The sequence below is a fragment of the Propioniciclava sp. LT432 genome (assembly GCF_059515965.1).
The window spans coordinates 1-20,600 of sequence record NZ_JCAKNE010000038.1 but is presented as its reverse complement, the minus strand read 5'-3'; the positions used below and the strand labels follow the sequence as shown (position 1 = coordinate 20,600).

The window sequence follows — 20,600 nt, the reverse complement described above, 5'->3', positions numbered from 1 at the left end:
TCACATGGCGGCTTGCGCGGCCTCACGCGCCCGAGCAACCCACTTGGGCTCCCCGCCGTAGCGTTGGGATGGGATCAGGCGGCCTGCCGCGCAGTCGGACACGAGGGCGGCCATGCGCTGGTCACGGGTTGACGGCCGCTTCGCGCTGTTCACCCAGTGAGTTGCGACCCTCCGATAGCTCTCGGTGGCGGCTGCCCAGAAGGCCGACGCCCGGGGGTCGCACGCCAGGGCGGCGGCATGTTCGGGCGCGAACTCATGGACTGCCTGCTCGAAGGAGTAGGTCCCCGTGCGTTCAGGCGTCCGGGCCTCGAACGCGGCGATACCCGCGGGAGTCATGCGGCCGGCGGCGAGCAGGCGTTCGACGTGGGCGACGTTGATGTTGCTCCAGGTGCTGGACGGCTTGCGGGGCGTCCAGCGCTGCCGGGTGAAGTCGTCGTCGATGCGCTGGGCGACCGAGTCGATCCACCCGAAGCACAGGGCCTCCAGCACGGCGTCGCCCCACGTCAAGCCCCGTGGAGAGACGTGCTTCTTGGCCAAGCCCATCCACAGTTCCGACGCCGTGGCATGGTTCTGCTCCAGCCACGCGCGGAACTCACCCGCGTCGGCGAAGAACACGGCGGGCCGCTCAGGGGTGCCCCCGAGACGTCCGATCATCGCCGCACCTCGCTCACCCTTCGCGACTCCACACCGTCGAGCAGGAGGCCGATGCCGAGGGCGAACGTCTCGTCCGCCGCCCGGGCGCTGGGCTCATCGGAGGGGTGGAACCTCTCCCAGTCCAATCGGGCCTGCTCCTCGGCGACGTGTCCCAGCACGAAGTAGAGCAGGGCGGACGCCGCCCCCCGCGCCTCGGTTGCGTTCAACCCGGCCGTGGCCAGCAGCGTCGTAGGATGCTTCGTCGCGTCCTGGCGCGACAACTGGAACCCGCGCGCGGTCGCGACGAGTTCCGCGGAGTCGCGATGGTCGAGCAGCGTCGCCCGGAGGCTGCTCGCCCACGCCTCCACCGCCTCACGCCACAAGCCGATCGGTTCCTCGACCGCGCCCAGGATCAGGTCGGCCACCCCGGCCAGCAGCGTCTGCTTGTCGGGCACATGGTGGTAGAGCGCACCCGGCTGGACGTCCAGCGCCGCGGCGACGCGACGCATGCTCAGCCCCTCGAGGCCGTCGACGTCGAGGATGCCCCGGGCGGCATCGAGGACGACGGACAGGGAGAGTGCCATGAGGGGCAGACTACCCAGCCGGAAGGGCTCCTGACGGCAGGCCCCCGGAGACGTCGACCCACCGCGTCCGGTACCGTTGACACCGGTGTGCCGGGAAGTCTGGTCGGCGTTTCTGATCGCGACCCAGGGAGCCCCATGACCACCACTCCGCCCCAGCCCTCACCCCGACGCATCCTGTCGATCGGCAGCCACGCCGAACACCTCCGCGTCGGGGAACTCTTGCGCCGCGAGACCACGGGCGGGCTGCTCCTGATGGCGGCCGCCCTCATCGCGATCGTCTGGGCCAATTCCCCCGTGGCCGATTCCTACTTCGCCCTGCGCGACGTCCGGGTCGGACCCGCGGCACTGCACCTGGACCTCAGCCTGGGCGCGTGGGCGGCCGACGGCCTCCTGGCGGTCTTCTTCTTCCTGGTCGGCCTCGAACTCAAGCACGAGTTCGTGGCCGGGGACCTGCGCGATCCACGCAAGGCGCTGGTGCCCATGGTCGCGGCCGCCGCAGGGGTGGCCGTGCCCGCGCTCACGTACACGCTGGTCAACCTCGGCTCCCCCGAGACCCTCCGGGGGTGGGCGATCCCTGCCGCGACCGACATCGCGTTCGCCGTGGCCGTCCTCGCGATCATCGGGACGCACCTGCCCAGCGCGCTGCGTCTCTTCCTCCTCACCCTCGCGGTGGTCGACGACCTCATCGCCATCGTGATCATCGCTGCCTTCTACACGACCGAACTCAACCTCGCGGCCCTGGGCCTCTTCCTCGTGCCGGCCGCCCTGTACACGATCCTCGTGCAGCGTTTCCCCCGGTGGTTCGCCGAGCACGGGTGGGCTCCGTGGCTCATCCTGCTGCCGCTCGCCTTCGCCGCCTGGGCACTCCTGCACGCCTCGGGCATCCATGCCACCATCGCCGGGGTGCTGCTCGGCATCGCCACGCCCGTCCGGCGCCGCGACCCCCAGGCGGGGCCGGGGCACGGTCTGGCCATGACCTTCGAGCACAACTACCGGCCCCTGTCGACGGGCTTCGCCGTGCCGGTGTTCGCCTTCTTCTCCGCCGGCGTCGCCGTCGGGGGCTGGGACGGGCTCGTGGACGCCGCCTCCTCGCCCGTGGCGCTGGGGGTCATCGCCGGCCTCGTGCTCGGCAAGCCGATCGGCATCCTCACCTCGACCTTCCTGGTCACCAAGCTGAGCGGGGCACGCCTCGACCCCACGATCCGCTGGATCGACCTGGTCGGCGTGGGCCTGCTCGCCGGGATCGGCTTCACCGTCTCCCTCCTGATCGGCGAGCTCAGCTTCGGCCTGGGCAGCGACGCGGGGGACGCGGCCAAGGTGGGCATCCTGCTCGCCTCCGTCCTGGCCGCCGTGCTGGCGACGACGATCCTCGTGCCGCGCAACCGCGCCTACCGCAGGGCGTCGTCGACCGAGAGCCGGGACTCCGACGCCGACGGGCTGCCGGACGCCTTCGATGTTGCTCCGCTCGACCCGTCCGTGGCCCGGGAGCCCGACTGACGCCTCGATCCGGTCAGCCGCACACGGGCGCCCGCTTCCTCGGTACCCTCGCGACGTGACTCGACAGACCCCGTCCCCCGCCTACTCCGTCCGGATCCGCGTTCGCATGGTGAACGAACCCGGCATGCTCGGCCAGGTCGCCGTCGCCATCGGAGGTGTCGGCGCCAACATCGTGGCCCTCGACGGCTTCGTCGTGAAGGGTGCCCACCTCGAGGACGACCTGACCGTCTACTGCAGTTCCGTCGCCCACCAGGAGGAGGTCCGCGCCGCGGTCAGCGCACTGGAGGGCGTCGACATCCTGGCCTGGGACGACCGCGTGCACAGCCTGCACGAGGGTGGCAAGGTCGAGGTGGTCTCCAAGTCCCCGCTCGCCGACATGGACGATCTCGCGATGCTCTACACCCCGGGGGTGGCACGCGTGTGCCGCGCGATCGCCGCGGATCCGGACGTGTCCTTCACCCACACCATCCGCAAGAACACCGTCGCGATCGTCTCCGACGGCACCGCGGTGCTCGGGCTGGGCGACATCGGGCCGCGGGCGGCGATGCCCGTGATGGAGGGCAAGGCGCAGCTCTTCAAGCACTTCGGCGGCGTCGATGCGTTCCCGATCTGCATCGACACCACCGACCCCGACGAGATCGTCTCCCTCGTGCAGAAGTTGGAGCCGACCTTCGGCGGCATCAACCTCGAGGACATCTCCGCCCCGCGGGCCTTCGAGGTCGAGGAACGGCTGGCCGAGTCCATGGACATCCCGGTCTTCCACGACGACCAGCACGGCACGGCCATCGTGGTGGTGGCCGCGCTGATCAACGCACTGCGGATCGTCGACAAGGACATCGCCGACATCAAGCTGGTCACCGCCGGCGTGGGCGCCGCAGGGATCGCAGTCATGAAGATGGTCATGGCGCTGGGCTGCCAGCACATCGTCGGCGTCGACCACGCCGGCGTGGTGCACACCGGACGCGATGACCTGGACTCGAGCAAACGCTGGTTCGCGGAGGTGACCAATCCGGAGAACCTGGAGGGCTCGATCTCGGACGTCATCGGCGGCGCCGACGTGTTCGTCGGCCTATCCGCCCCGAACGTGCTCACCGTGGACGACGTGAGGGCGATGGCCCCCGATCCCATCGTCTTCGCGATGGCCAACCCCGACCCGGAGATCCGTCCGGAGCTGATCAAGGACATCGCGGCGGTCATCGCAACGGGTCGGAGCGACTTCCCCAACCAGATCAACAACGTGCTCGCGTTCCCCGGCATGTTCCGGGGGGCACTGGACGCCCGCGCGCGGAAGATCACCGAGAACATGAAGCTGGCGGCCGCGCACGCGATCGCGGAGGTCGTGGCCGACGAACTGCACCCGCAGTACATCATCCCCTCGGCGTTCGACCAGCGTGTGGCACCGGCGGTCGCGGCCGCAGCCAGGGCCGCCGCCGAGGCGGACGGGGTGTGCCGGCCGCTCTGACGCGTCGAAGGCGGCAAGGGCGGGTCGGGAACGGGCCGGTCTGACGGTACACTGGGCGTCAGGCCTTGTGATTCGCACCCGGCCGGACGACTGAGGTGGACATGGAACGACTTCGTCCAGGGCTGGTTCTCGCAGGGCGCTATCGCATGATCCGGCACGTGGCGTCGGGCGGTATGGGGCAGGTGTGGGAGGCCCACGACGACACGCTCGACCGCACGGTCGCGCTCAAGATCATGCACCCCCACACGCAGGACGAGTTGGCCTTGGCCGAACGCTTCCGCGACGAGGCGCGCTTCGCCGCCCAACTGCAGCACCCCAACACCGTGGCCGTCCACGATTTCGTCGAGGTCGACGGCCTGTGCTTCCTCGTCATGGAGTTCGTCGACGGGCCGACCCTGGGCGGTTTGTTGTCGCTCGGCCCGCTACCGCCCGCCGACGTCCGCCGCATCATCGGCCAGCTCGCCGCGGCGCTGGCGGTCGCGCACGGCCTCGGCATCATCCACCGCGACATCAAGCCGGCCAACGTGATGATCAACGGCGACCGGGCCCAGTTGATGGACTTCGGGATTGCCCGCTCGATCGACGCCGAGGCGCGCACGCTGACCGGGCAGGTGCTCGGCACGGCGCACTACCTCAGCCCTGAGCAGGCCCTGGGCCACACGGTGGGCCCGCCCACGGACGTGTACGGGCTGGGCGTGCTGGCGCACGAGATGCTGACCGCGCAGAAGCCCTTCGACAAGGGCACACCCATCGCAACCGCGCTGGCCCACGTCCAGGACGACCCGCCGGCGCTGCCGGACGACACGCCGTCCGACCTCCGGGAGGTCATCCTCGCGTGCCTGGCCAAGGAGCCGGACGAGCGCCCCGACGCCGCGCTGATCGCGCAGATGCTGAGCGAGCCGGTGGCCGTCCCCCCGGCGATCGCACCGGTCGTCGACGACGACGCCACGGTGGCGCTGCCCGTGGTGTCCCGCGCGCCACGCTGAGTCGAAGCTCGCCTGTCACTGCGCGCGTCAGGGGGTCCGCATCACGTTGACGGGATCGAGTTGTGCGGCATAGGTGGCCGGCGGCAACGCAGCCACCGCGGCGACGAGCACGGCGAGGACGCCCACGCCCGCGGTGAAGTCCACCGGAGTCGGGAACCCGGTGGTCAAGTTCACCACCCAACCCCCCACGCAACCAAGCAGCCCGCCCACGAGCGCCGTGACGAGGGTCCGGACCGTCACCAGGGCAACGAGGTCCGGCCGTGAGATGCCCAGGGTGCGGCGCCGCCCCAGGTCACGGCGGCGGATCAGGACGTCGGACAGCACCACCGACGCCACGAAGAAGCCACCCGCGGCGAGGATCAGCAACAGCAACGTGCGGCCGAACCCGGCCATCTGGGCGTTGAGGTCCTTCGCCGTCTCGGCGAGGGCCGCAGGGGACTCGACCTGGACGCCCTGGGCGTCGGGCGGCGCCAACGTGGACAGGATCGCGGTCACCGTCGGCCCGGCGGAGGTGACATCGTCGATGACGACGCGCAGTTCGCGTCCCGGGGTTCCCGGCAGGGCGGCGACGAGGCCTCCCGCCGCCAGATCCTCGAACGGGGGACGAGCCCGGTAGGCACCGACGATGGGGTAGGACGACAGGCCGTCCACGGTCTGCAAGAACCCCACCGGTTCGGCCAGGCTCAGCGCCCGCAGGCGGTCGGCCGACACCAGTGCCTCGCCCGGCTGCGGCAGGCGCCCACGGACGAGGCTCCCGACGTTCTCCACATCGCCCAGCACGGGCCACACCGGAACCCTCTCTCCCCCGCGTCCGATCACCCCATTGACGGCGTCGAACGGGGCACCGAGCGCGTTGGCGGACTCGACGGTGCTGACCTCGACCACCACACCGAGGGTGCGCGGGTTGATGAAGCCACCTTCGCGGGTGTCGACCACCGACAGTCGGCGCGCGCCGGCCTGCTCCATGCGGGCGGCCACCTCCGCCGCCGCCGACGCGGACCGGCCCACCGTCACGATCGAGGCGAAGCACATCGCGGCGACCACCACGATGGTCAGCAGGGAGGACACCTTGGCCGCCCACGCGGTCGCCCAGGCCTCGCGCATGAGTGCCATGGGCTTCACAGCGCCACCACCTCGTCGACGTGCTCGAGCACGAATGGGTCGTGGGTCGCGATCACGACCGTGCTGCCCTCGGTGTGGGCGGTTCCCACCAAGGCCTCCAGCACGAGTTCGGCATTGCCCCGGTCGAGGTTCCCGGTCGGTTCGTCGGCCAGCACGATGTCGGGCTCCATCAGCAGCGCCCGGCACACGGCCAAGCGCTGCGCCTGCCCGCCGGACACCTGACCCGGCTTGTGGTCGGCGCGCCGGCCCAGGCCGAACCGATCCAAAAGGGCGAGGGCCCGATCAAGTCGCTCCTCCCGCGCGTGCCCGGCGTACAGGGCCGGCTCGAGCACCGAGTCGATCACCCGACGCGTCGGGTCCAACTCCGAGTCCTGGAACACGAAGCCCACCCGCCGAGCGCGCACGCTCGCGCGCACGCCGTCCGCGGCGTCCGACACCGCCTCGCCATCGAGCAGCACCTCGCCCGAGGAGGGCGTGAGCAGCAGCCCCAACACGTACAGCAGGGTCGACTTCCCCCGACCGGAGGGGCCGGTCACCGCCGTGACCGCGCCGGCGGAGAAGGCGTGGGACAACCCGTCGAAGAGCTCCTCGGCCCCTCGCCGGTAGGCGAATCGGAGGTCGCGAACCTCCAGAACCGACGCAGTCATCGGCCCGGGGTGGTCCGGGCGGGCGTACCCGCCTCGGGGGTGCCCGCCAGGACCTGGACGCGCTCCCCCACGGTCACGCCCTCCACCACGGCTACGCCGTCCTGCGAACCCAGCACCGTGACGGGACGCTCGGCCCTGGCACCCGCGGCGTCCACCACAAGGACGGACGCCGACCCGTCGGCCCGGGTGGTGATCGCGGCCACTGGCACAGCCGGACCGGACGCCGGGGGCACGACCGCCACGCGAGAGAGGATGAACACTTCTTGGCCCGTGGCGACCACGGCGCAGGCCTCGCCACAGACCGGGCCTCCCCCGGGGGCGGAGAGGTGAAGCAGCGTCTCACCGTTCTCGTTCTGTTCCGATCCGCTGATGACCGCCTGCCACTCACGCCCTTGGTAGGTCATCGAGATGGTGGAGGACTCGGGCACGAGCCGAGCCTGCTGCTGGCTCAGGCGCAGGGTGAAGGTGGGCTGGCCAACGGCCCCGTGGACGATCTTCTCGCCGCCCGCCAGCACCGCGCCGAGGGAGATGGCGTCCTCGGCTAGCAGCAGGGCGGCCGGCAGTTGGGGCACCGCCACGAGTTCACCCAACGCCACGGTGCCCGTTCGTTCCATGCCCAACGTGGCCTGCCACTGCCGGACTGCCCGCTCCGTGGGGGCGCCATAGGTGCCATCTGATGCCCTGAGAAGACCCAGGGCGACCAACGCATCCTGCAACTGGCGGACATCTGCTCCCTTGGCCCCGGGCGCCAGCGACCGGTAGAAGGGCGTCTGCCCCACGACCGCCCGCACCGGTGTATCGGCTACCCGATAGAGCACGTCGCCCACGTGTGCCTCCCCAGCCGGGCGCACCTCGGTTACGACCCCGCCGAGCGTGTTCGCCGCGAGGGCGCGCTTGGGCTGGGCCACGGACACGTTCAGGTTCAGTGCGCGGCCGACCGTCTGCTCGGTGACCTCGGCCAGCACCTCGCCGGCGGCCAGGTCCTGGGGTGCCTCGACCGGGGACAGGGTGGCACGCCCCGCCCAGACTCCCAGCCCGGTGAAGACCAGCGCGATCACAGCGAAGATCAACCACCGGGGTCCGGACGACCCACGACGTTCCATCGTCTCTCCCTGCCTCTTGTTCATTCGGTCACGAGCCTCTCCTGCAACCTCCAGCCTGCCCGAACCCACACGGTTTCGGACCGATCGGAGCACCGAGCCTGCCCAACGGGGCGAAAGTCCGACCGATCGGCCTTGAGTCGGGAGGGGAGGGACCCTCGCCGTTGTGCATCGTGATGGATTGCCAAAGTTCATTCATAGAAGCCGGGCAGATGCAGGACTGAACCGGACTCTCGACCCAGTCATTGTCGAGACGGTAGTTGACTCATCCAAGTGGCGCGATCGTGGGCGAAAGCTAGCAATCTCGAGTGGCTCGCAGCCTGACGCGCCGATCGAGGGTGGCCAGCCAACTGGGATGCAGATCACTGTCGCGGGTCACCTCCTCAAACAGCCGTGGGATTACTCTTGCACAGCATCATCGCCCTGCCGCCCTGCGCCCTGCCCCTTCGGCCAGCAGTTGCGCCCATTCGGACACGATGGTCCCAGAAGCCATTGCCCGTGCCCTCGCACCATGCTGGACTTACGGAACAAGATGAGCTTGGAGCTCCCCACAGCGTCTCGCTCCCCTGTTCAACGGATTGCCCCTGGGAGGACATCATGAAGACGCGCTTCCGGGTCCTGGCTGGACGAGCAGTCAGCGGATTGCTCCTCGCGGGCGTCCCCAGTCAGGCACATGCTGCGGACCGCTCGGCCACTCATGCTTGCGGGGTGAACTACCGATGCAGCATCTCCACCAATACCTCAGCCGCCGTGGACCACTCCTACAATGGTGTTGTTCATGGTTATTGGCCCTCTGGTGGCCCACACAGTTCCGCCAAGTCCGTCGCCGGCACAACGACGGCAGCAGCAAGCACGGGTGGGACCTTTTACCAATGGGGATCGAACTGCGCCTGCCCTTCCGGCTCGACGTGCGGGGTTTGAGATCAAGCCGGCTCACGATGATCCTCGCCGCAAACCACGTTTGACCGTGGCCATGGCGGCAGTTGCTCTCTGCCTGGTTTCGTGCGCTGCCAACCCCAGCCCTCCAGCCATGGACTGGGACTCGGCACCCACGGACGACGCGAGCCTTCACCGAATGGTCGAGGACAGGCTTCCAGGGGGCTTGAAACTTGAGGATCATGAGCGTCCTGAGGTCAAACTCGTCCGATGGGTCAAGCACGACGCCTGGGCAGCAGCTCAAGTGGCCTGTATGACCGGTCAAGGCTTTCCTTCCACGGCTCAGCAGGGAGGCATCCAGTACCCCGACGTTCCGAATTCGCAAGGGCAGGCACTGAAAGTAGCTGCCTATGTCTGCGCGCTCTCGTATCCGGTTGACCCCCGGACCCAACTACCGTGGACTCGTTCGCAGGCCATGGCTCAGTATCGACACCTCGTGGATACTGCAGCCCCCTGCGTGGAAGCGCTGGGGCACCCCGTCGAGCCTTCTCCGACGTTCGAGGTGTGGTATGCGGCCTACAAAGCCGAACAGCCCCACTGGCACCCCTTTGACGCCATCGCTCAGGACCATGAGGCCTTGAACGACGCTTACGGACACTGCCCTCCCGACGCACCAGACCTTTATCCCCCCGATCTCAAAGGGTGAAGGGCCCGGACATGGCTCTATGACTTGTTCAACCCGAGGGCACTGGTCAGCTCCATCCCCGGATCGTTCAGGCGGAGACCCTTACGCGAGGCAACGACACCCCCGAACCGGAGAAACTCACCTGAGGCAACGACCCCCTCGAAGCGGAGGTCTTAGGTGAGTCAACTCGGACTCTTGGCAAGCAGGCGTTGGGGGGGTAGGGGTGCCAACTCAACGTGAACCACTCGTCTCACCCCTTCGGAGACACTCATGCGCAACCCTCTTCCTCCCCCCATCGACAATCCCGTCTAATTCCAAGAAGTCACGGCGCAGGCGATGTATCCCCATTGGCGTTCGGTCGTGTCCCTCGGTGTCGCACTGCTGATGGCGGGGTGTTCAACGGGAACGGTGCCAACACCCGCAAGTACTGGGGAGTCCTCGGCCGAGTCTGGCCAAGGAGTGCCGAAGGCTGCTCAGACGGACGAGAATCAAAGCATGCTCGACCGCATCGCTCGTGATTTTGGCTTGGGTGAGGTCCCTGAGGTTCCGGTGGTCCGTGTGACTACGCCCGAGGACCGAGATGGTCTCATCCGGGGATGTATGGCCGAACAGGGGTTTGCGCCCGACGCTGAAGGAAACTACACCTATCCACAAGCGCAGGATCGAGCCTTTGGGATGGCAACCTACACCTGCTGGGCCCGCTATCCGTTGCACCAAAGGTATTGGGGTGGAGCCCCGTCGCAAGATCAGCGGGAGAAGCTCTACCGCTACTGGGTGGATGTGAGAATGCCCTGCCTGCGTCGGCTCGGATACACAATCCCTGACCCCCCAACGATGGAGGCGTGGTTGGGAGGGCAGGAATGGGCACCTCACTACTTCGCCGTGCCGAAGAACCGCGCGGATGAGGAAGAAGTGGAACGCTTGTGCCCGGCAACTCCGCCGGGCTATTACAATTGATTCAGGGTGGAACTCCGGCGCCCGCCGGGAGCGGCCTGGTGGGGTGGTCTGATCGGGAGCGGCCGCAGTTGCGTCGGCATTGACGGCTCATCACAATCCAGGGTGTAGAGGAAGGGTGATCTGGGGCGGCGCCTCGCTCCGCGGTTGAGGGTCGAGGTCTCCCGAAGATGGAAGTTCTCACGCTCACCATCTGGAAGACCTCGACGTGCTCCACGCTACCTTCGTTCGCCCCGACCTGACCACGTTCACCCGCCTGCACGAGCTCGGCCTGGAGGTCGTCGGCCAACACTTGGAGCCGAAGCGGGCGGTGCTCGCCTGCCGGGTCGTCGAACCGGACCGGTGGTGCCGTCGCTGCGGTGGTGAGGGCATCCCGCGTGGCACCGTGGTTCGTCGGCTGGCGCACGAGCCGTTCGGCTGGCGACCGACACTCTTGCTGGTAACCGTGCGCCGCTACCGGTGCACCGAATGCGGGCACGTGTGGCGCCAAGACACCAGCAAGGCCGCAGAACCGCGGGCGAAGTTGTCCCGGCGGGCGTTGCGGTGGGCGTTGGAAGGCATCGTGGTCGCCCACTTGACCGTCGCCCGGATCGCCGAAGGCCTCGCGGTGTCGTGGAACACCGCCAACGACGCCGTCCTCGCCGAAGGCAAGCGCGCCCTGATCGATGATCCCAAGCGGTTCGACGGCGTCCAGGTCATCGGTGTCGACGAGCATGTCTGGCGGCACACCCGCAAGGGCGACAAGTACGTGACTGTGGTCATCGACCTCACTCCGGTCAGGGACGACACCGGTCCGGCCCGCTTGTTGGACATGGTCGAGGGCGGGATCCACCCGACGCTCCCTACGGATCGCTTCGAACACCTGGACACGACTCCCACCAGACACGCCTGGCCACCCCTTCGACGACAACGTCGACAGTCAAGGATGGGGCCAGATCAGACCGTCACAACCGCCCCGACGTGTCACACCCGGGGCCAAAACGGACCGTCACGGTGGGGCCAAATCAGAGTGTCATTTCCAGGTCGATCAGTTCACTGACACCCAGCCGGGACCATGGGGTGGAGCACTCACCCGCGCAGGTCGTCTGGATAGGCTCCTGGCGCAAAGGCGGGGCACTGTTCGTACACGCGATCCAGGAGCGCATCCAGTTCTTCGGGGTGCGCGGTCCGCAGGACGTCGCCATAAGGATCCCAGTGTTCTTTGCGAGTCGCATAGGCCGAGAACCACACGTCGAAGGTGGGTGGCTCTGAGACGGCAACCCCCAGGGTGCGGACGCAGGGAGCGACTGTGTCGACCAGGTAACGGAATTGGATCTCGGCGCGGTCGCGCGGTAGGGGTAGGTTGATCCGCGGATCGACGGGGAAGGATGCTTGACAGAAGTACATCGCCACAGCGAGAGCAGTCGCTTGCTCTGGTGGCGTCTCCGGATACGCGATGCCGCCCTGCTTGGTCGTCGACTCGAAACCCTGCTCGGCCATGCAATCAACTTGGGCCTGGGCCCATTCGGCCGGCTTCACCCAGCGAATCAGCTTCACTTGCGGCCTGTTCTCGGCTGCGGGGATGGGAAACGAATTGAGGCCCTCAAGCACCATTTGGTACAGCGAGTCGTCATCAGTCAGTGCACTGCCCCAGTCGGACGCCACCACCGCGGAGGGCGCGATCACGGAAGGGGTTGGTATTGGCGCGAGGGAGCCCGAACACCCAGCCAAGGTCACCGCGACGGTGGCGGCTCCCATCACGAGGGGCAAGGGAACCGAACACGCGGGCCGTATGGAGCCCCCTGGCCAGCTAGACCGCACAGCTGTAGCCGGGCTTGCACGAACAACTCGCCGGATGGCTGAGGAATGAGGCTGGAGTGCTGGCCGAGGCCATCGTGTCTGAGTTCACGTCCTTGGATGACGAATGGTTTCCGGAGGTAGCCCAAGATGCTCGGGGCACGTCGTTGTAATAGTGAGTGACTCCCGCCGTGGTGTTGGTGGAAATGTAACAGCGGTAGTTGGTCCCGCAGTCGAGAGTCTTTGCCCAACCCTCCGCAGCATCAGCCGGCCCAGCTGAGGAACCAATCAATGCGACAACTGTGATGACAGCAGACATGAGGAATCTCGCATTCACGGGTTCTCCTTTCAACATGATGGCACGCTTGGGGACGACTTCAGCGATGGAGTGGAGATGCTGAGGACTCCACAGTGACTCCCATGCTGTCGCACACCTGAAGGTGGGTCAAGGAAGCGTACGTCGATCGGTCCGTTCGGGCGAACATCCGACCAAACAGGCAACACCGACCCGTCGAAACCGCGAATTCAGACCGTGGATTGTGCAGAGCCCTATGTGCAAGAGCGTCTGGCCGAGCGGATCCCCCACTCCGATGGGGCTGCCAACTCAGGATCCTTCCGCGCATCGACCGCCATCCGCGTGGCCCGCTGCTACAACTCAACGCTGCGTTTGACGGCAATCCCACGCACGGCCCCGCGTTTTTCCAGTTGCACCTCACGTCGCAGCAGCGTCTGGCGGAACTCTTTGTCGTCGCCACCCACCTGTGCGAAGGACACATCCCCACGCTATTCGTCGCGGCGGCCCCGTCGACAGAAGAACAGCACGAAAGCGACCGCGGCCAAAGGCAACAGGATGGCGATTACCGCGGCTAGCGGATGGTCCGCTGTGATCATCTTGCGCTCAGAACTTCAGGTACGTCGTGGCGACGTTCGCGGACACCGTAGTGCGCAGGTCCCCAGTGTCCACAAGCCGCCAACATATGTGCAGAGACCTCCCGCGATCAGTCGGTTCTAAGCCTCCCCCGGCACCCCGTAGCGGCGCAGGAACTGCCGCATCCCCGCAACATCGGCTTCACCGGTCACCGCGTGTGCTGACGCTGGAGGAGTCACGCGCGACCAATCACGCCAGAACCATCAGCAAACTCGACCCGGCTCTCCAAACCCTATTCATTTCATCTCCTCGATGCTGTATCTGCCACTGGCGCGGGCCCCAGCCACCTCGGCCGGTCTTGTCTCTCTGACCAGACCATAGACCTGGTGCTCGCCGCGGCGACCACTAGGTGGATCGGCTCCCTGCGGGCCCCTCGTCTCCTTCGCTGCGTTCCGACACCCAGGAGCATGGCCGCCAACATTGTCCATCTGGAGGGAAACGCGCCCGTTCTGTCTGATCAGGCGGGAAGAGTGCCTCTCAGGACGCTTTCCCCTGCCACGCGTTGACGTGGCCCTCCCATGCAATGCCCCCAACGGCCGCCGACCCCGATTCAGTTGGCGCGGCCGTGCCTCCTGCGCCACCGGCGGTGCAGGCACCCAACCGAGCGCGGCCGCCTCTTCCTCGCCGAGCACCGCGACCGCAGCACGCTCGGGCGAGCCAGAGCGACTGCGGGCGCACCTCCAGCGCCGCGCAATGCGAAGCCCCGCACCAATTGCCTGAGGGGGCCCTTGCGCGCTTGGAGGGACTCGAACCCCCAACCTTCTGATCCGTGGGTCGACCTATCGATTGTGGTGGATCGCCTTCCTGGATTGGCTCATCTTCGAGATCGCAGCCGCGCCGAACTCCTCGGTCGTGGGTATCGAAACCGCTGGCCGAGCCAGGACTGGGACGAATGAGGGCAGGCCCGTTGGACGGGCTCCCACAACCATGGGGCTCGCCACCGTCACCCCGTTGTGCAACGACGCCGCCTGGAGCCGGTGAGCGCCCGCCCTAAGCCGTGTCCAACCCCAGGGCACTGCCCCGGATCGCCAACTGGATCCGGTTGGAGACCCCGAACGATCGCTGCAACGCGACGATCACCTGCTTCACCGACGTCTCGGACAGGAAGAGCGCGCCGGCGATCGCCGCGTTCGAGTCCCCAGCGCACACCGCGGCCAGCACAGCACGTTCGCGCTCGGTCAACGAGGGCGGTGCTCCCTGGACGCGCCGGACCGCCCAGACGCGCTGGGCCACGGGCGTCGACATGACGGTGAGCCCGGCGACCGCACTCCTGACCGCATGACCCAGCGCCACGGGCCGCACGTTCTTGAGCACGAAGCCCGCGGCACCCTCACGCATCGCCTGCTCGATGGTGTCGTCATCGTCGTAGGACGTCAGCATCAACACCGGCACCCCGGGATGGTTCGCGCGGATCCCCGCGAGAGTGGCCAACCCGCCCAACCCAGGCATCCGCACGTCGAGGAGGACGGCACTGGGCGTCGACTCTCGCGCGAGGTAGGCGAGCGCAGACTCGCCGTCGACGCAGGTGCCCGCACAATCGATGCCCTGGCTGGCCAGGAATTCGGCCAGTGTCTCGCGGACGAAGAGATCATCATCCACGATCAGCACCGTCAAGGGTTTCACCCTGTGACCTCCTTCGGCGAGACGCGGGCCAAGGGCAGCGCGATGGTGGTTGTCCACGTGCCGTCGCGCTCGGTGGTGTGGAGGACACCACCGAGCGCGTCCATGCGTTCACGCATGCCGGGGACGCCCCAGCCATCCGGCCGCCCCGATGAGCGCATGTGATTGATCACAGTGATCAGGGCGACGCGCTCGCCCTGGAGGAAGTCGAGGCAGCAAGACCCAGCGGGGTCACCGTGGCGGATGACGTTGCTGGTCACCTCACGCAGGACGGCTGACACGATGGAGAGCACCGACGGGGGCCAGGCGCGCCCCCCTCCCTCGGTCGTCACCCGAACCGTGAAGCCGGCGCCTTCGAGGCGTGCCACGGGCTCGTCCAACACCGTGGACGTGGTCGTGGCGACCCGTGAGTCCTCCACTGTCCGGGTTGAAGCGACGTCCCGGCGCAGGGTGCCCATCAGCGAGCGTGCCTCGCCGATGGCGTCGTTGCCGCGCTCCACGATGAAGTCGAGGTCGTCATTGTCCGCGCCACCCCGGAGCATCGCTCGTTCCGCCCGCATCACGATGGAGGCCACATTGTGTCCCACCATGTCGTGCAGATCACGTGCCAGTTCGGACCGTTCCCGTTGCCGCTGAAGCTCCCGCTGCGCAGTCTCGGCCTCACGACGCCACAGTGCGGCCAGCCCCACCAGCCAGATCAGAGCGAAGGCCCCGACCCAGCCGATCATGTTCAGCGCGGTGTCCGGCGCGGCCGCCCCGAAATCCCTCAGCGTCTTCCAGCCAAGAGCCACCAGGTTCACCACCGTGGCCGCAGCGGCCACCCACGTCCGCCGCTGCATCAGGGCCGCGACCACCGGGAAGAACGCTGCGTACTCCCCCATCGACTTCCACTCCGTCGGCACGAGCGCCAGCACCAACAGAAGAACCGCCGTCACGATGGTCCCCAGAACCAACCGTCGGGCCGCCAAAGCTGCCGCGGCACAAATGGCAACATCGAGCAGGATCGCGGCGGGATGGTTGTCCGCCATCAGGTTCAGCCCGATCACAACCAAGGCGAGCAGACCAGCCAGTCCCTCGACGGGCGACAGTCTCATGATCGCGGCGCGGGCCACACTCATCGGCGACTGATGGCTTGCGGGCACGGTCACGATCCTACGGGGCAGCGACCACGAGCCGCCCCGTCGCATCGACTCCTACGGACACCCGGGCCAGGCAGGAATGAAGTCGCACACACCCGGAGCCGCCAGGCCACTCAACTCCGCGGCCACCAACAGAAGGCTCACCAGCACAATAACTCGTCGTGCTGTCATCACACCGCGTCCAAGATGCAGCTCGGCGTCACATAGTTGAATGTCGTGGTCACGTACGCGCTGAAGCTGGCGCTGGTGAAGGTGGCGTAGTACGCGGACGTCAGGGTCGTGGTTGTGATCAGCCCGGTGAACTTGGATCCACCCGACCCGTTCCAGGTATGTGACTGCTTCACAGTCCCGGTGAGGGCAGACCCGTTTGACTTCAGTTGCGGTCGGTAGCCCGAACTGCAGGACTTGCTACCCGTGCGCGTCTCAGCCGCCTCAGCCTGCACGGGACCCCCAGCCCCTATGAGGGCTCCAACGGCCACCGCAGCCACGACCCGATGGATCAGCTTCATGTCCACTCTCCTCTCACATCGATCGCTCGACCCGACAGACACAGCATGGACGTCCCCAACCGTACGGTTTGAAGGCTTGCACCCAGATCGGTCTGATCGGGCGTGGTATGCGCCCTTCAGGGCGAGGTTCCGGCCGTCGACTGTCCGGGTTTGAGAAGTACGGGCACGATGGGCGCATGAGAGGCGTCGCGCTGTTGGCTGCCGTTTGCGTGTTGCTGGCCGGGTGCTCGCCTCCCGCCACCCCGACCACAGTGACTGCCGGAGGTGCCCAGCAGGCTGCCTCGCCTTCGTCCGCACCAGCGACGGTCGACGCCGCCGCCAAGCGCTCCCGCGAGTTGGCCGAGTACGCCAAGCACCTCGGGCTGACCGACGTTCCCGACGTGCAGCCCGTCCGGTTCGTGTCCCCCGACGAGCAGGCCGGATACCACGCGGCTTGCATGGCCGAGCAGGGCTACCCGGCAGACGCGGACGGCATGTACGGTGCCGCCCCGGGCCAGGACGAGGCAATCGCCCTGGCCCTGTACACCTGTGCGGCGCGCTACCCCTTGGCCGACAAGTACGAGCAGCCCTACACCGTCGCGCAGAAGCGGATCATCTACGACCACTTCGAGAGCACGCTCATCCCCTGCTTCAAGTCCCGGGGCTTCGAGGCGCCGCCGTTGCCCGTGTTCGAGACCTTCCTCGCCGGCATCGGCACCGCCCAGGAGTACAACCCGCACGCCTACCTCGACAACCTCACCGGCCCACAGATGCGTGAACTGGAGCAGGCCTGCCCATTCCTACCGCCGACCGAGGAGTTGTGGGGATGAACGGCGAAAGCCGGCCACGGCTGCACCGCGTGATTGCGCTGACCGTCGGGACGATCCCGCCACTCATAGTAGCCGGCCCGCGATACCCGGGCCGACCGGCACATGTTCCGCACCGAGTAATTGCCTTCCTCGGCGCTCACCGGTACTCCTTCGCGAAGAAGGGCTTGATATGTAGGTGATCTCGACTCCGGGTGGATGGCGGTTCGTGACGGGGTCGACGATGTGGTCGTCGTTCTCGTGGCTGGAGCTGTTGATGGAGTTGTTCGTGCCTGTCCTTGCCCGCTCGCGCGGCGCCGCTCCCGAGTTGGGTGACGCGCTGTTGGATGAGTATCTGCGGTTCACTGCGGCGCGGCTGCGTCCGAACTCGGTGACGGCGCAGGCTTTCGACTTGAAGGTCTTCTTTACCGTGGTGGGTAAGCGGCCGCTGGCCGTGGGGACTGCGGACGTGTTGGCGTTCATCGAGGCACAACGCCAGCCACGACGTGGTGGGAACGTGGTGCGCCTGTCCGATGGCGAGCAGGGGTTGGCGGCCTCCACGATCAAGCGCCGGTTGGCGACGGTGACCTCGTTGTTCGACTACCTCATCGCGCGTGGCGTGTGCGAGCGCCAGCCCGTCCCGCGATCGATCACCCCTAGGACACGGTCGCTGCGAGGGGCACCGCTGGTCCGGGCCCCGAAGCGTCTGCCGCGCATCCTCGCTCCGGGTGAGGCCGTCGCGCTGACGAACGCGCTGCGCACGCAACGGGACCTGGCGATGGTCACGCTCATGCTGCGCGCCGGGCTACGGCGTTGCGAAGTCCTCGGCGTGCGGTTCACCGATATCCAGCCAGGCGACCAGCGCGTGTTCATCTGTGCGGGCAAGGGCGGTCACGAACGGATCGTCCCGGTCGATCCGTTGTTCTTCACTCACCTACACGCCTACCTGTCCCTCGAGCGGCCACGCGACGGCGACGGCGAGCGCGTGTTCGTGGTGTTGAAGGGCCCCAACCGGGGTCGTCCGCTCACGGCGGCGGGGCTTGACGAGGTCCTCGCCGGAGCCCGCCGCCGAGCCGGGCTCGCTCATGCGACGTGCCACGAGTTGCGTCATACGTGCTTCACTCGCCTGCGTGAGGCTGGGATGAGCCTGGAAGCAATCCAGGCCCAGGCGGGGCACGCGAACCTCGACACGACTCGCCTTTACCTGCACTTGTCCAACGACTGGCTCGCCGACCAGTATCGCGACGCCATGACCGTGCTCGCCGACATCTACGACAACAACGGAGCGGTGTCGTGACCCCCTCTACAGGCCCAGTGAGTGCGTCCCCGGCGCCGACGTCATCGCCGGACCGTGCTGTGGCTGAGGCGGTCGACGTGCTGCGCTGGTTCGCGGACGCGTACATCGCGGCCGGCGCGACGCCCGCAGCCCGCCAGACCCGCCGCCAGGGCGTGGCTGGGTTCGACCGGCGTTTCACCACTCTTGCCGCTTGGAACGCGGCCGACGTCATGACCCGGCGGGCCGTACGAAGCGAGGTCATGTCGTTTGCCGCCCACGCTGCTGTGGCGACTGGCCTGTGTGTCGATCCTGCCTTCGTGACGGGGTCTGGATGCCGCTGGGGCGTCTACCTGCGTACCGCCTATCCCGACCAGTACGACCGGTTCAACGGCCAGGCCGCTCAGCTCGGGTTCTGCGACAAAGAGATCGGCCGCATGTGGACCCACCTGTCCCGCATTGCCGTGATCGCCGGTACGGGTCCCGACGCGCTCACCCCCGCCGCCTACCAGCGGGCACGAACAGTGTTCTTCGAGTCCGTGACCGCAGGCAAGGACGCCATCCCGCACAAGTCACTGTCCACCCCACTGTTCGGGCTCGACGCGCTCATGCATCACCGTGGCCAAGCACCCTCCCCGGACAAGCGACGACGCTGGATTCACCGGCCCGTCGCCGAAGTCGACTGGGACCACCTCGAAGCCCACGCCCCGGTCATGACCGCAACAATGCGTCGCTACCTGCATCAATGCTCCCTGTCACTACGCCCGGCGTCGGTCACCTTGTTCGACACCACGCTCCGCCAGTTCGCCGGTTACCTCATCCACCACCACAGCGCCGACCAGCACGGCACCGATCCCGGCGGCGACGGCGACGTTCACCTGGTGGTGCGGGTCGCGGACATCGATCGCGCACACGTCGAGGGCTACAAGACCTGGCTCGCAGCACGGCCGGGACACCGAGGCAAGCCGCTGACCAAGACGACCCTGGCCATGCGCATGGGCCACCTGCGCTCGTTCTTCACCCGGATCATCGAGTGGGGCTACGACGACGTCCCCGCCCGGGTACCCGTGTACCGCGACGACCGTCCCCGCCTGGACAAGCCACTTCCGAAGTTCCTCGACGACGCCCAGGCAGCCGCGTTCATGGCTGCCGCCCGAGCACTGCCGAACCGACTCGACCGGCTCATCGTGCAGACCCTGGCCCGTACCGGGATGCGGCGCGGTGAACTGCTCGGCCTCACCATCGACGCCGTCGTCCAGATCGGCACCGGCTATTGGCTGCGCACCCCCATCGGCAAGCTCCACAACGACCGGTACATCCCCTTGGACCCGCAGCTGAAGACCCTGATCGACGACTGGCTCGCCGACCGTCCCGACTGGCAGGCCAGCGACCTGCTCCTACTCGACCGGGGCCGCCCGATCCCACCGACCCGCATCGACAAGGCCGTCGCGAAGGCCGCATCCGGTGCCGGGCTCGGCCACGTCCACCCCCACCAACTGCGTCACACCCTTGCCACCCAAGCCATCAACCGCGGCATGAGCCTGGAAGCCATCGCCGCTCTGCTCGGACACGCTGACCTGTCCATGACCATGGTCTACGCCCGGATCGGGGACCGCACCGTCGCCGACCAATACTTCAACGTCACCCGCAAGATCGAGTCCCTCTACGCCACGACCACACCCACCACGACAGATGTCGCAAAGAGCGCCACCGGCACCAAGCGCGCAACAGGTGTGCGCCTACCCGCCGACGCGGCCGGACCAGCCATGACCAGCCTGCACGCTGAGGTAAGCAAGCGTCTACTCGGCAACGGCTACTGCGCCCGCCCGATCGAGCTCGACTGCCGCTACGAAACCATCTGCGAGTCCTGCACCATGTTCTTCACCACCATCGAACACCGCCCCACCCTGCAAGCCCAACGCGACGACGCCTGCGCCAAAGGCCAAACCCGCCGCGCCGAGGTCTACACCAACCTCCTCGAACGCCTCGATCAAACCCCCGCTTGACAGACATCACCCACATAA

General features: G+C 67.5%; 17 protein-coding genes and 1 pseudogene. 8 read left to right on the top strand and 10 right to left on the bottom strand.

The window, feature by feature from the left end:
- Positions 1-654: a YdeI/OmpD-associated family protein gene (locus tag AC5YDV_RS17615; protein ID WP_496184847.1), complete on the bottom strand. Its 654-nt coding sequence runs from the start codon at positions 652-654 to the stop codon at positions 1-3.
- Positions 651-1,217, bottom strand: a complete 567-nt coding sequence (locus AC5YDV_RS17610; RefSeq protein ID WP_496184848.1) for a TetR/AcrR family transcriptional regulator C-terminal domain-containing protein — start codon at positions 1,215-1,217, stop codon at positions 651-653. The genes AC5YDV_RS17615 and AC5YDV_RS17610 overlap by 4 nt, the downstream gene beginning before the upstream one ends.
- Before the next feature lie 135 nt (positions 1,218-1,352).
- On the opposite strand from AC5YDV_RS17610, the gene nhaA reads away from it, so the two are divergent.
- The 3 genes from nhaA to AC5YDV_RS17595 all read left to right on the top strand — a co-directional run bounded on the left by nhaA (position 1,353) and on the right by AC5YDV_RS17595 (position 5,162).
- Positions 1,353-2,714 carry a Na+/H+ antiporter NhaA gene (gene nhaA, locus AC5YDV_RS17605; RefSeq protein ID WP_496184849.1) on the top strand — a complete coding sequence of 454 codons (1,362 nt, stop codon included), beginning with the start codon at positions 1,353-1,355 and terminating at the stop codon, positions 2,712-2,714.
- Between the two features lie 55 nt (positions 2,715-2,769).
- The gene (locus AC5YDV_RS17600) at positions 2,770-4,176 is read left to right on the top strand and encodes an NAD-dependent malic enzyme (RefSeq protein ID WP_496184850.1); all 1,407 of its coding nucleotides are present in this window, start codon (positions 2,770-2,772) and stop codon (positions 4,174-4,176) included.
- Between the two features lie 146 nt (positions 4,177-4,322).
- Positions 4,323-5,162, top strand: a complete 840-nt coding sequence (locus AC5YDV_RS17595) for a serine/threonine-protein kinase (RefSeq protein ID WP_496184851.1) — start codon at positions 4,323-4,325, stop codon at positions 5,160-5,162.
- 27 nt (positions 5,163-5,189) lie between these two features.
- Here the strand turns inward: AC5YDV_RS17595 and AC5YDV_RS17590 are convergent, their stop codons facing one another.
- From AC5YDV_RS17590 to AC5YDV_RS17580, 3 genes are read right to left on the bottom strand one after another with little or no spacing between them, the layout of a single operon-like run.
- Positions 5,190-6,275 (bottom strand): FtsX-like permease family protein, encoded by a 1,086-nt coding sequence (locus tag AC5YDV_RS17590; protein ID WP_282007194.1) that lies wholly within the window; start codon positions 6,273-6,275, stop codon positions 5,190-5,192.
- 5 nt (positions 6,276-6,280) lie between these two features.
- Complete coding sequence (locus AC5YDV_RS17585; protein ID WP_496184852.1) at positions 6,281-6,931, bottom strand: ABC transporter ATP-binding protein; 651 nt, start codon at positions 6,929-6,931, stop codon at positions 6,281-6,283.
- Positions 6,928-8,034 carry a peptidoglycan-binding domain-containing protein gene (locus tag AC5YDV_RS17580; RefSeq protein WP_496184853.1) on the bottom strand — a complete coding sequence of 369 codons (1,107 nt, stop codon included), beginning with the start codon at positions 8,032-8,034 and terminating at the stop codon, positions 6,928-6,930. The genes AC5YDV_RS17585 and AC5YDV_RS17580 overlap by 4 nt, the downstream gene beginning before the upstream one ends.
- A 2,053-nt stretch (positions 8,035-10,087) precedes the next feature.
- On the opposite strand from AC5YDV_RS17580, the gene AC5YDV_RS17575 reads away from it, so the two are divergent.
- Positions 10,088-10,549 carry a hypothetical protein gene (locus tag AC5YDV_RS17575; protein ID WP_282007214.1) on the top strand — a complete coding sequence of 154 codons (462 nt, stop codon included), beginning with the start codon at positions 10,088-10,090 and terminating at the stop codon, positions 10,547-10,549.
- A 205-nt stretch (positions 10,550-10,754) separates the two neighbouring features.
- Positions 10,755-11,369, top strand: a pseudogene (locus tag AC5YDV_RS17570) (transposase); the annotation flags it as partial.
- Between the two features lie 245 nt (positions 11,370-11,614).
- On the opposite strand, the gene AC5YDV_RS17565 reads toward AC5YDV_RS17570, so the two are convergent.
- From AC5YDV_RS17565 to AC5YDV_RS17545, 5 genes are all read right to left on the bottom strand, one after another.
- Entirely contained in the window at positions 11,615-12,211 is a 597-nt protein-coding gene (locus AC5YDV_RS17565; RefSeq protein WP_496184855.1) for a hypothetical protein, read from the bottom strand.
- 759 nt (positions 12,212-12,970) lie between these two features.
- The gene (locus AC5YDV_RS17560) at positions 12,971-13,096 is read right to left on the bottom strand and encodes a hypothetical protein (protein WP_282005963.1); all 126 of its coding nucleotides are present in this window, start codon (positions 13,094-13,096) and stop codon (positions 12,971-12,973) included.
- A 1,144-nt stretch (positions 13,097-14,240) separates the two neighbouring features.
- A complete protein-coding gene (locus AC5YDV_RS17555; protein WP_496185153.1) occupies positions 14,241-14,873 on the bottom strand; it encodes a response regulator transcription factor in 633 nt (210 codons plus the stop codon).
- On the bottom strand, positions 14,870-16,012 hold the full coding sequence (locus tag AC5YDV_RS17550; protein WP_496185152.1) for a sensor histidine kinase: 1,143 nt from the start codon (positions 16,010-16,012) through the stop codon (positions 14,870-14,872). The genes AC5YDV_RS17555 and AC5YDV_RS17550 overlap by 4 nt, the downstream gene beginning before the upstream one ends.
- A 167-nt stretch (positions 16,013-16,179) precedes the next feature.
- On the bottom strand, positions 16,180-16,518 hold the full coding sequence (locus AC5YDV_RS17545) for a hypothetical protein (protein WP_496185151.1): 339 nt from the start codon (positions 16,516-16,518) through the stop codon (positions 16,180-16,182).
- Between the two features lie 176 nt (positions 16,519-16,694).
- Between AC5YDV_RS17545 and AC5YDV_RS17540 the strand changes: the two genes are divergently transcribed.
- From AC5YDV_RS17540 to AC5YDV_RS17530, 3 genes are all read left to right on the top strand, one after another.
- Positions 16,695-17,327: a hypothetical protein gene (locus AC5YDV_RS17540; RefSeq protein ID WP_496185150.1), complete on the top strand. Its 633-nt coding sequence runs from the start codon at positions 16,695-16,697 to the stop codon at positions 17,325-17,327.
- Positions 17,328-17,547: 220 nt separating this feature from the next.
- Positions 17,548-18,600 carry a tyrosine-type recombinase/integrase gene (locus tag AC5YDV_RS17535; protein ID WP_463644791.1) on the top strand — a complete coding sequence of 351 codons (1,053 nt, stop codon included), beginning with the start codon at positions 17,548-17,550 and terminating at the stop codon, positions 18,598-18,600.
- Between the two features lie 59 nt (positions 18,601-18,659).
- Positions 18,660-20,582, top strand: coding sequence for a tyrosine-type recombinase/integrase (locus AC5YDV_RS17530; protein ID WP_459018334.1), 1,923 nt, complete (start codon positions 18,660-18,662; stop codon positions 20,580-20,582).
- Positions 20,583-20,600 lie beyond the last annotated feature (18 nt).

Excerpts from the sequence above, each read along its gene's own strand:
- AC5YDV_RS17615 (WP_496184847.1), bottom strand. The coding sequence starts at position 654 with ATGATCGGACGTCTCGGGGGCACCCCTGAGCGGCCCGCCGTGTTCTTC.
- AC5YDV_RS17610 (WP_496184848.1), bottom strand. The coding sequence starts at position 1,217 with ATGGCACTCTCCCTGTCCGTCGTCCTCGATGCCGCCCGGGGCATCCTC.
- nhaA (WP_496184849.1), top strand. The coding sequence starts at position 1,353 with ATGACCACCACTCCGCCCCAGCCCTCACCCCGACGCATCCTGTCGATC.
- AC5YDV_RS17595 (WP_496184851.1), top strand. The coding sequence starts at position 4,323 with ATGATCCGGCACGTGGCGTCGGGCGGTATGGGGCAGGTGTGGGAGGCC.
- AC5YDV_RS17590 (WP_282007194.1), bottom strand. The coding sequence starts at position 6,275 with ATGGCACTCATGCGCGAGGCCTGGGCGACCGCGTGGGCGGCCAAGGTG.
- AC5YDV_RS17585 (WP_496184852.1), bottom strand. The coding sequence starts at position 6,931 with ATGACTGCGTCGGTTCTGGAGGTTCGCGACCTCCGATTCGCCTACCGG.
- AC5YDV_RS17580 (WP_496184853.1), bottom strand. The coding sequence starts at position 8,034 with ATGGAACGTCGTGGGTCGTCCGGACCCCGGTGGTTGATCTTCGCTGTG.
- AC5YDV_RS17575 (WP_282007214.1), top strand. The coding sequence starts at position 10,088 with ATGCTCGACCGCATCGCTCGTGATTTTGGCTTGGGTGAGGTCCCTGAG.
- AC5YDV_RS17545 (WP_496185151.1), bottom strand. The coding sequence starts at position 16,518 with ATGAAGCTGATCCATCGGGTCGTGGCTGCGGTGGCCGTTGGAGCCCTC.
- AC5YDV_RS17540 (WP_496185150.1), top strand. The coding sequence starts at position 16,695 with ATGAGAGGCGTCGCGCTGTTGGCTGCCGTTTGCGTGTTGCTGGCCGGG.
- AC5YDV_RS17535 (WP_463644791.1), top strand. The coding sequence starts at position 17,548 with ATGTGGTCGTCGTTCTCGTGGCTGGAGCTGTTGATGGAGTTGTTCGTG.